This window comes from Streptomyces sp. NPDC046203, assembly GCF_040646255.1.
Lineage (GTDB): Bacteria > Actinomycetota > Actinomycetes > Streptomycetales > Streptomycetaceae > Streptomyces.
The window spans coordinates 84,555-95,263 of sequence record NZ_JBEYZX010000023.1; the positions used below are offsets into that span (position 1 = coordinate 84,555).

8 protein-coding genes are annotated in these 10,709 nt (G+C 71.1%); 5 read left to right on the forward strand and 3 right to left on the reverse strand.

Annotation, left to right across the window (positions count from 1 at the left end; translation table 11 throughout):
* Nucleotides 1-50: 50 nt before the first annotated feature.
* Together ABZ990_RS18520 and ABZ990_RS18525 are read left to right on the forward strand one after the other, a co-directional pair.
* Complete coding sequence (locus tag ABZ990_RS18520) at nt 51-1,355, forward strand: condensation domain-containing protein (RefSeq protein ID WP_361232145.1); 1,305 nt, start codon at nt 51-53, stop codon at nt 1,353-1,355.
* A 329-nt stretch (nt 1,356-1,684) separates the two neighbouring features.
* Complete coding sequence (locus ABZ990_RS18525) at nt 1,685-2,203, forward strand: RNA polymerase sigma factor (protein ID WP_361232148.1); 519 nt, start codon at nt 1,685-1,687, stop codon at nt 2,201-2,203.
* A 254-nt stretch (nt 2,204-2,457) separates the two neighbouring features.
* Here the strand turns inward: ABZ990_RS18525 and ABZ990_RS18530 are convergent, their stop codons facing one another.
* The 3 genes from ABZ990_RS18530 to ABZ990_RS18540 form a co-directional block, all read right to left on the reverse strand.
* Nucleotides 2,458-3,102, reverse strand: a complete 645-nt coding sequence (locus ABZ990_RS18530) for a PAS domain-containing protein (RefSeq protein WP_361232151.1) — start codon at nt 3,100-3,102, stop codon at nt 2,458-2,460.
* A gap of 1,050 nt (nt 3,103-4,152) precedes the next feature.
* Nucleotides 4,153-6,045: an FG-GAP-like repeat-containing protein gene (locus ABZ990_RS18535; protein ID WP_361232153.1), complete on the reverse strand. Its 1,893-nt coding sequence runs from the start codon at nt 6,043-6,045 to the stop codon at nt 4,153-4,155.
* A gap of 88 nt (nt 6,046-6,133) precedes the next feature.
* Nucleotides 6,134-6,853, reverse strand: a complete 720-nt coding sequence (locus ABZ990_RS18540; protein ID WP_361232155.1) for a hypothetical protein — start codon at nt 6,851-6,853, stop codon at nt 6,134-6,136.
* 454 nt (nt 6,854-7,307) lie between these two features.
* On the opposite strand from ABZ990_RS18540, the gene ABZ990_RS18545 reads away from it, so the two are divergent.
* From ABZ990_RS18545 to ABZ990_RS18555, 3 genes are all read left to right on the forward strand, one after another.
* Nucleotides 7,308-8,408 (forward strand): hypothetical protein, encoded by a 1,101-nt coding sequence (locus ABZ990_RS18545; RefSeq protein WP_361232158.1) that lies wholly within the window; start codon nt 7,308-7,310, stop codon nt 8,406-8,408.
* A gap of 70 nt (nt 8,409-8,478) precedes the next feature.
* A complete protein-coding gene (locus tag ABZ990_RS18550) occupies nt 8,479-8,988 on the forward strand; it encodes a hypothetical protein (RefSeq protein WP_361232161.1) in 510 nt (169 codons plus the stop codon).
* Between the two features lie 30 nt (nt 8,989-9,018).
* Nucleotides 9,019-10,545 carry an RICIN domain-containing protein gene (locus ABZ990_RS18555; protein WP_361232163.1) on the forward strand — a complete coding sequence of 509 codons (1,527 nt, stop codon included), beginning with the start codon at nt 9,019-9,021 and terminating at the stop codon, nt 10,543-10,545.
* Nucleotides 10,546-10,709: the final 164 nt, after the last annotated feature.

Sequence of the window (10,709 nt, forward strand, 5' to 3'; positions counted from 1 at the left end):
CGTCAGCCGGGGCGGTCTTCGGGAATGTGGACGGAAAGAGGTCCTGAGTGATGCGCCGTGTGTTGTGCCAGGTGGAGACGCTGTACGTCCGGCAGCGAAGCCGGGCGGTGCTCTCCTGCACCCTGCGCGGGCGCCTCGACGCCGAGGCGCTGTCGACCGTGTTCGACGACGTCACCGAGGCGCATCCGTCGCTGCGGAGCCGTACCGTGCCGGACGGCGAGGGCTTCGCGATGCACCTGCTGGAGGAGGCGGAGCGTCCCCGGCTGAGCGTGCGGACCGGCGCCGTCGAGGACACCTTCCCCACGGAGCTGAACACGTCCCTGCCCTTCGGCGGGCCGCTGAGCCGGGCGACGCTTGTGCACTCCCCCGACGGTGAGGAACACGCCTTCGTCCTGTCCGTGGATCACAGCATCGTCGACGGGCGCAGCGCGATGGCCCTGCTCAACGAGGTCTGGGAGCGGTACCGGAAGCTGGTCGAGGACGGCGAGCGCCCCGGCGACGCCGACCGGGCCACCGCGTATCCGCCGTCCATCAGCGAGTTGCTGCCCCCGGCCGACCCGGAGAAGACCGCCGCCTATCTGCTGCGGCGCACCGACGAGGTACGCCGGAGCCCGGCGGAGCTGATCCCCTTCGACATCGCCGACCCGACCGGCGTCGCGGAGCGGGGCGAGGGCCGGATCGAGTCGGCGCTGCTGGCCCTGGACGCGGAGCGCACCGACCGGCTGCGCCGCACCGCCCGCGCGACCGGCGTGTCCGTACACGCCCTGATCACCGCGGCCCTGCTGGCCACGGCACGCCGGCACCTGCCCGGCGACGAGCCGCGCGTCCTCGGCTGTCTCTCCCCCGTCGACCTGCGCTCGCGGCTCTCGCCCCCGGCGCCCGCCCTGATGATGATCCCGGCCGTCACCACCCATCTCCAGACGCTGGACGTCGCCCCGGACGCGGACCCGTTCGAGCTGGCCCGCACCGTCCACGCGCGGCTCGGCGAGTTCCTCGCGGGCGACGAGCCGTTCCAGGAGATCCGGATCACGCCCGAGATCCCCCGCAACCCCTTCCTGCAGCTGGCGACCGTGATCGCCACGAACATGGGTGTCCTCCCCGGCCCCCGGCTGCCCGAGGGCCTGGAGATCACCGGCATGCGGCTGCTGCCCGGCCGGGAGAACTACTTCCCGGCGGCCGGGCGCAGCCCCGTGATGGCCTGCGTCGTCTCCGTCGACGGACGGCTCACCATCGAGTTCCCGTTCTTCACCGCCTGCTTCAGCCCGGAGCTCGTCCAAGGCTTTTGCGACGGGGTCGGCACGGTGCTCGACACGTTCACCGAAGCCGCCGGGCCCGCTCCCGCACCGGCGGACTAGGCCGTGTCCGACAAAGAGCGCCGTCCGCCCGAAGGGCGGGGTGCGCGGCGTCCGGTGCGTGCAATCGCAAGGCGGAGGGTTGTCCTCGTACTGGACGTACTTGGACAACCCCGACAACGCAGCGAGTGTGCGTGCCGGGCGTCGCGCACCAGGCGGGATTTGTCAGACACGGCCTAGGGCGGCGCGTGTCGAAAGTGGCTCCGTCCGCCCGGAGGGCGGGGCCCGCGGCGTCCGGTGCGTGCCAGGCGTCGCGGGCCAGGAGGGACTTTCGAGACACGCCCCAGCGGCTCACGCATCGCACCGGCCACCAGAAGGAGCCTTTCGCCGACATGAACGACGTCAGCGACATCCCCACGCCCCTGACGCTGCTGCCGCGCGCCCAGGCGGGCGACGAGCAGGCCATGAACCAGCTGCTGACCGGGATCATCCCGTACGTCGCCCGGCTGTGCCGGACCATCACCCGTGACGACGGCGCCGACGCCACGCAGGAGGCGCTGCTCGCCGTCTACCGCGGTCTGCGCACCCTGCGCGAGCCGACCGCGTTCTACGGCTGGGTCCGTTCGGTGACGGTCCGGGAGGCGGTACGCACCATGAAGCGGGCCGGCGAGGAGGGGCCGTACCAGCGGGTCGAGCCGGGGCAGGAGACGAACCCGCTGGACGCCGTGCACATCAGCGACGTCCTGGACCGGCTGTCCACGTCCCACCGACAGGTCCTCACCCTGCGCGCCTACGGCCTCAACGAGGAGGAGATGGCCCGGGTCCTGTCACTGCCGGTGGGCACCATACGGTCCCGGCTGCACCGCGCCCGGCTGCGGTTCCGGGAGGCGTGGCAGCCTTCGGCGGCCTGAGGCCGGGGCCGTGCCGGGTACCCCTGGGTTCGCCTGAGGGCGCGGCGCCGGAGGTCGTTCTCGTACGGGAGTACGTGGACGACCTCCGCCTTGCGAGCGCCGCTCGGCGTACCGGAGGAAGAAGCGATACGCCGGGCCGGGCCTGAGCGGGTGCGACGCACCGGAGGCCGTACGAGCCGGCGGGCCGCACCACGGCCGAGCCGACCCTGGTCCGGCCACGGCAACGGCGGCGACGCCCACGGCCGTCGCCTGAGCTACTCGACGAGGTCCGGCAGCACCTGCGGGGGCCACTGACCGGGCACGAACAGGCCGTAGGTGTGGGCGCGGGCCACCAGGGCGGGCCGGTTGGGCGCGTCGAATCGGCGCAGCAGCAGGCCGACGCGGTACTCGACACCCTGGCGGCTCAGATACAGCCGGCCGGCCAGCTGTACGGTCGACGCTCCGGCCGCCACCCCCTCCAGCACGCGCGCGTCGAGCGTGCTGAGGGTCAGGCCGCGCGGGCCGGGTACGTCCGTCTCGCCCAGCGGACGCAGCAGGAGGACCAGCCCGGCCGTCCCGGCGGGGCCGGTGACCGCTATGGCCGTCAGGTCCGCGGCGAAGACGCGTCCGGTGGCGTGCCGGCCGGTCACCCGCTCCGTGAACCAGCCCGCCCGGCCTTCGGAGAGTTCGGTGAACCGGTGCCGCAGACGCGCGGGCGTGCCCGCCTGGAGCAGGTCGCTCAGCGCGCGCCCGTAGATCTGCCCCGGGCTCAGGCCGAATCGTGCCGCGAAATCGGCTTCCGCCGCGGTGATGGTCATGTCCTTGGTACACGCGTGAGCCGTGTAGGTGCGCCGGCGGGTCGCGCCGACGTCCGCCGTGACACCGGCGGTGGATGAGGCGGTGAGGCTTGTGGTCACCACGGAAATACCGTTTTCCCTTTGTACGTGGAGGGTCGCGACACACCGCACCGAGTCCGGCGGACGACCTCGGGACATTGGTGTCGTGTCACCGCGTTCCCGTGGCCATCCGTCGACCAGGGCGATATCGCGGCAGGTCGGCACCTCGGAGGCTAAGGCCGGACAACCCGCCTGGCAAGGTCACACTTTCCGGGCGTATTCAAACCCTTTTTACCAACGCACGATTTCGGCCAATCACGTTCCCGGCACCGGACCATACCGAAAGTCACCTCGGGGAGAGGGCGCGGCGAATGGAGGGCGAAATCTCGCCGACATGCCCATGGAGCCCCTTGCCAAGCCACCTCGGATGTGAACGCATTGCGCGCGCCGCCTCGGCCCCAGGGGTGCGCGGCGGATTCACACGTCCACGACAGACCGGGCGAACCGTCCAAGCGGCCGCTCCCCTGCGACCGGACGACCCCGATGACCTGGACGGGATCGGAACCCGCACCGGACCTCGGGGATCACGGGAGTCGACTTCCCAACTGGCCTTCTGTCGCCCGGAGTCCGGCGTGCGCCGACCCGCCGGACACTCGATCGGCGGGGCGTCATCGCGATCGCGACACGGCGTGGAGACACCGCCGCGTCGTGGTCGCGGCGCCGCCCGGGATCGGGATGCTCATGGATCCGGCCATACCGACCCGCCGGTTTGGGCGAGTTGACTCGAATCGCCGGTTGTCGGCCCTCGGAACTGATAACGCACCACTGGGGCACGCCGGCCTCACGTCGAAGACGGGCCGGAGATTCCGCCCCGGAGGCACCGCGCACCGCCGGGCGAGGGGACGGCCCGGCGGGCGGCGCATCGCACCGATGCGGTGACCTGCCCTCAAGGTGGCGCCGGGAGCGGAAAGCCCTTTCGCCCGGCGGCCGTTGCTCGGCGAACGCCGCCGGGACACCCCTGTACGGCCTGACGGAAGGCACACGCCAGGCCGTACATTCGTGTGTAACTACCGCATTTCGCGACGACGTTGAGAAGGCGCTACGCGAACGCGGCGGTGGAGATCCTCCGCGGGCTCATCGGGTCCTGAAGCGGCGGAAGAGGTTACGGGCCACGTACACGCCCGGGCCGCCGAAGCCGACGAGGTCGAGCCGGCCGTCACCGGTGATGTCGGCGAGGAAGCGGGGATGGCGCCCGACACGCCAGCTGCCCGCGTCCCGGCCGTACCCGAACCCCCGGCACACCAGCCGGGCTTGCTCGAACCGGCCGTCGCCGAGGCTGTGGGACACCCAAACGCCCTCGTCGCCGAAGCCGATGATGTCCACGTTGCCGTCGCCGGTGACGTCGGCGAGGAAACGGAGGTGCTTCTCGCTGGTCCACCCCTGGGCGGTCCCGAAGTCGTTCAGGACGAGCTTCGCGGGTTCGAACCTGCCGTCACCGCGTCCGCGTGCGACGACGACGCCCTGGGGGCCGAATCCGACGAGGTCCGACGTTCCGCCGGCGGTGGTCTTGAGCAGGAACCGGGGGTGTTCCCCGGCCGAGGTCCAGCCCTGGTCGACCCCGAACTCGTCGAGGACGTACAGCGGGTCGGCGAACGCCCCTCCCTCGTCCTGGAGCGACACCCACACACCGTCGTCGTGACAGCCGACGAGGTCCAGCCGGCCGTCCCCCGTGGTGTCGGCGAGGAAGCGCGGGTGCGTGCCGACGCGCCAGCCGCCCGCCTTCTCGGCGTGGCCGAACGCCCGGAGCGCCGGTTCGTCGGTGAGCGGCGCGAACGTTCCGTCCTCGTCCTGGAGCGACACCCACACACCGTCGTCGTGACAGCCGACGACGTCGAGCCGGCCGTCACCCGTGAGGTCGGCGAGAAAGCGGGGATGCTTTTCGGCCTGCCACCCGCCGCCCTGCTCACCGTGCCCGAACGCCTTGAGGACCGGCTCGCCACCCGAGGGTGCGAAGGTCCCGTCCTCGCCCCGGGGAGACACCCGGACGCCGTCGGCGGCGAGCACGACGACATCGGGCTTGCCGTCGCCGGTGGTGTCCACGAGGGCCCACAGGTCTTCGGGGCCGGAGGACGGTACGGGCGGGTGCAGGACGCTCTCTTCGTCGTCGAAGGTGCCGTCCCCCCTGCTGGGCGACGTCACGGCTCCCTTCACCGGCTCGATCCCGACGATGTCCGCCTGTCCGTCTCCCGTGGTGTCGGCGAGGAACCGGGCTCCGGGGCCGGCCCACCAGGCCGGCTGCCCGCCGGGGCCGGGGGTCGCTTCTCCGGCCTGCCAGGCGCCGGCCCGCTCGTCGCTTCCGAACTGTTCGAGGACCAGCAGCATGTCGCTGAACGAGGGCGTCGCCCCGGGCGCCGGCCGCACCGCCGGGGAGTGGACCAGCCGCCAGGACCGGCGGCCGTTCCAGTGACTCAGGGGCGCCCAGCGCAGTACGGGGTCGCTGATGCGCTCGGGCTCGGCCGGGACGAGCCGCCACCGCTGGCTCTCCGCGCTGTCGTCGTGCTCGCGCAGGACGACTCGGGTGCCGTCCGCGCCGTCCGCGCCGGGGCCGCCGGGACCGCCGGGGCCGAGGTCGAGGTCAGTCCCGAGGTCGGTCCCGAGGTCGAGAACGGTGCTGTCGGTGGCGCTCTCGATGAAGTAGAGGCCGGCTTCGCCCTCGACGGGCACGACGAACCACTGCCGACTCGGATCGCCGTCGGCGGCCTCCCCCTGGTGGACACCGCGGTCCGCGGCGCCGGGGTCGTGGAGCACCGTTCCGCCGACCGCGTCACGGATCACGTACGCCGGATGGTCCGGCTCCTCACCGCCCGGCACGGGCACGAGCCGCCACTGCTGCGGGGACGGACCGTCGTCGGGGAAGTGCCGGACCACGAGCGCCCCGTCCTCGCCCGGTGGCGCCTGGGCGCCGAGGGTCTTTCCCGTGGCGGCGTTGACGATCTCCAGTTTCAGTTCTTCCGTGGGCACGGGCATGGTGGTGCCTCTTCCAGGCGGTGCGGGCGTGGGCTCGGGGTGCTCGGGGCCGGGTCGGCGCGACGCGGGGCGCGGCGCCGGGCGCGGCTCACGTGAAGACGTGGTGGTACGGCACGTTCCACTCGTTGGGCAGCCGCGGGTAGAAGGTGTTGATGACCGTCCCGGTGAAGTCCCCGCCCCAGTTGTGGGTGAGACGCACCTCGCTGTCGCCCGTCACAGCGTGGTCCTTGAACCCGAGGATGGCGTCGGGGTGGGTGATCGGCACGAAGGTGATCCCGCCCCACGGCGTCACCGTGACGACCCAGAGCTGGGTGTCCTCGGGGGAGCCGTTCTTCCCGCGCCACAGGTCGCCGACCTGGTCGGGCAGGCCCACCTGGACGGTGTCGGCGGTGCTCTTCGGGGCCTCCTGATGGGCCGTGACGCGCCTGCGCCGCGGCTTCGGCAGGCCGTCGTCGCCCCGGCCGGCCTCGGCTTCGCCCGGCTCGGCGGGCTTGGGCGTCACCTGGCCGGCGGCGCTCTCCAGGAAGTACAGCGGCCGCTGTCCGAAGAAGCCGCCGGGGGTGATGTACCAGAGGTGACCCTGCGCCTCCTTGGTGGCCGGGTCGAGCGCGGTGGCCAGCTCGACCCCCTTGTCGTGGCTCTCCTCCTTCAGATCGGCGGGCCGCAGATAGCCGCCGTTGAAGGCGTGGACGAGCATGACCGGCCGGTTCTCGACCAACGCCGCCACGATGGCGTTGTCGTAGCTGTTCACCGCCACCGGGCCGCCGACCACCAAATTCGCCATCGCCGTGCGTTCCTGGGTGTACATCGCGGAAACCTCACCTGCTTCTGGATAGGGAGAACAACACGCCGACCGCTTGAATCGCCGACCCCTCGCACAGCGCCATCGCAGGCCGATTCCCCGTTGACCGAATCGATCCGGGGAACGGACGAGCGAACGGACGAGTGTCCTCGCCCGCGGTCGCGCTCGACCTCACGGCGCCTGCGGGCAAGGGGGCCGGACAGCGGCCGACCGCCGACTGGCAGCAACTGAACCTAGCGTGCATCACGGCGAGTTGAGGATGGTCAGGGCGCTCGGTTCACTCGATTGAGCAAGATTCCCGAAGACGTCTCCCCGGGCAATGAGGCCACTGCTAGCTTCGGTCGTCGGAACGTGCGCAGACTTCCGTTTCCGCTTCCGCTTCACCTTTCCATTTCTTCTTTCCGCTTCATCTTCCACTTCACCGAGCGCGATTTCGGCCGAAATCAGTCGAGGACGGGGAATGCCTTCCAACGCGTACAACCTGGAACGGGCCAAGCGTCAGCCGCTGACGAAAAGGAATCTACGAGAACTCAATATCGACCAGAATTGGCAGTCCATCCTGGACCACCCCAACCTGGTCTACGTCGACGACTACGGCGTGCGGCACAAGCCCGTCGGCTTCTCCTTGAACAAGTCGAGTTTCGGTGCCTTCCCGGGCTCCGCGTTCAAACTGGGCTGGCTCGCCTACATGAACCTCGGGGAGCCGTTGATCGAGGAGCGGCGCAACGTCGACCAGCCCCCGCCGGACACCTTCTCCTCGCGCACCTACGCCAACCGCAGCGAGACGTCCACGATGAACTTCACCGACGCGGTCGAGTTCACCGTGTCGAACGAGGTCAGCTGGACGCTCCAGGGGGAGGCCCAGCTCACCTTCGGCGGCAGCATCAGCGCGGAGCTCCAGCTCCAGCTCCAGAACCAGCTCCAGCTGGACCTCCAGACGCAGTTCGGGACGGAACTCCAAAACGGCATGGAGAACAAGGTCCAGAACTCCGTCAGCAACGAGAACAGCAAGGACGACATCGGCTCGGACACCGTGAACGGCGCGGAGAACGGCGTGACCAACTCGGTGGCCAACTCCGCGTCGAACTCGGTGACGACGTCGGGGGCGTTCACGACCACGGGCAGCGCCACCGGCAGCGCGGAGCTCAACGCCCAGTTGATGCTGGGCATCACGGCCTCCGTCGGCGGGTCCCTGACCACCAGCTGGGCCTCGAAGTCCGAGATCTCCGGCACGGTTCCGCCGGGTTCCCGGGTGGAGACCATCGTCACGCAGCGACGCACCCGCAAGCAGTACTCGTACGAGATCCCGGTGACCTTCTCCGGGCTGCTCGCGGTGCAGTACGACGTCCCGGTGGCGGTGCTCTCTCCCCCGCAGCCGGGCGACTACCCCGGCCTCGACCACGTGGTCGCCCGCTCCCTCGGCGACATCGACCTGGCGGGCGGCAACGGCTTCCGGATGAAGGGGCTGGCCGAGGTCGTCTCCGCCTTGGAGGTCCACCACACGATGTTCGACGGCGAGGGCCTCACCGGCAGCGAACGGGAGCTGCACAAGAAGCCGTGACCGGGCGGCCGGCACCGTCACGACGATCACGACCACGACCACCACGACGACCACGAGCAGGGAAACGACCATGGTGTTCGACAACATCTTCGGCTTCGCGGGCAAGGGCGCGGGCCTCTTCTCGGTGACCACCGACGGCACCAAGCCGCAGCCGGGCGCCGGTGTCGACTTCGAGGACGCCGACGACGACACGTACGACGACACGAGCGCGAGTCTGTTCAACAGCTCGATCCACGGGGCCAATTCACGGGCGAAGGTCGTCCAGGAGCAGTCACCCGAAGCGCGGGCCGTCCTGGGCTTCCTCGGCTCCTTCATCCAGGCCACCCAGACGTCGGCCGGCAGTCAGGCCCAGTACGCGGGCAATCCCGGCTCGGTGTCCCAGGCGGCCACCGCCGGTATGCGGGAGTCGAGTTCGACGGTGACGGAGCACAGCGGTCTCCAGAAGGACGAGGACCTGGAGAGCAGGCCGAAGAAGAGCGACTTCTCCAAGGCCCCCGAGGCGCCCAAGCCGACCGCGGAGAAGCCCACCGCCGACAAGCCCACAGCAGAGAAGCCGACCGCCTCCGACGACAACCGCTAGCAGCCAGCCGGCAACGGTGAAGGGACGACGATGAGCACCGACCACGAGGCGACCACGGGGAACGCGGACCCCGCCCCTCCGATCAACACCGTCGCGGGAACCGGAGTCGCGGGCTTCAGCGGCGACAACGGGCCCGCCGTTGCGGCCCAGTTGCGCAACCCGTACGAGGTCGCGGTGGACGCCACCGGGACCCTCTACGTCTCCGAGTTCAACAACCACCGGATCCGGCGGATCGCCCCCGACGGGAAGATCACCACCATCGCCGGCACGGGCACCAAGGGCTTCAGCGGCGACTGCGGCCTGGCCCTCTCGGCCCAGTTGAACGTGCCCCGCGGGGTGGCCGTGGACGGCATGGGCACCGTCTACATCGCCGACTCCGAGAACCACCAGGTCCGGAAGGTCACCACCGACGGGCGGATCTGCACCGTCGCCGGTACCGGCACCAAGGGCTTCGGCGGCGACGGCGGCCCCGCCACCGCCGCCCAGTTGGACGGCCCGTACGGAGTGGCCGTGGACGGCATGGGCACCGTCTACATCGCCGATCACAACAACCGCCGGATCCGGAAGGTCACGGCCGACGGCAGGATCAGCACGATCGCGGGGACCGGGACCGCGGGATCGGCCGGAGACGGCGGACCGGCCGTAGCGGCCCAACTGCGCACCCCGAGGGGGGTGGAGGTGGGCCGCGCGGGCGACCTCTACATCGCCGACGAGGGCAGCCACCGCGTCCGCAGGATCACCGCCGACGGAAGGATCGACACGGTCGCCGGTACCGGCACCAAGGGCTTCGGCGGCGACGGCGGCCCCGCCACCGCCGCCCAGCTGGGCGGCCCGTTCGGAGTGACGGTGGACAGCGCCGGCACCCTCTACGTCGCCGAGTTCAACAACCACCGGATCCGGCGGATCACGCCCGACGGAAAGATCGACACGGTCGTCGGAACGGGAACCGGGGACTTCGGCGGAGACGAAGGCCCTGCCACCGCAGCCCAGTTGAACAAGCCGATCGGCATCGCCGTCGACCGCTCCGGCGCCCTCTACATCGCCGACCACGCCAACCACCGGGTCCGCAGGATCGCGCTGCCGGAGCGGGCCGGACTGCCCGACTCGGGCACGGTCGTCTCCTGGACCAATGTGCGCAGCCTGCTGCGGATGGCGGTGCGGCGCGAGTCCACCAAGGACGGGGCCGAGATCCACCAGTCGCTCGCCACCCCGAGGGGTCACCAGCGGTGGCGGCTGGTCGTGGCGGGCGAGGACGCCGGCGACACCCTGTACACGATCGAGAACGTACGCAGCGGCAAGGTCCTGGAGATCACCGACGCGCACGAGACGGCCGGGGCGGTGGTGGCACAGCGCACGTACGCGGGCGACGACGCGCACCACCAGCACTGGAGGCTGATCCCGGTGAGCTCCGCGACCGCGTCCCCGCCGGTGTACGAGATCGTGAACCGGAACAGCGGTCTGCTCCTGCGCGTCGACACCAACGCCCGCACGACGATCACCCAGCACCGGGCGGAGGGCGACCACCGGGACCGGCAGTGGCAGCTGCTCTCGGAATGACGCGGGGGTGATCAGCCGCCCGGCGGGGGCCCGGTCGGCAAAGCCGACACACGAGCACACCCGGCCCCCACCGCACATCGCTCAACGGTCGGGGGGGGCGGGGGGGGCGCCCGGCGCCCCCCCCGCGGCCGCCCCCCCCGGGGCGGGTACGCCCCCCCCCCGCG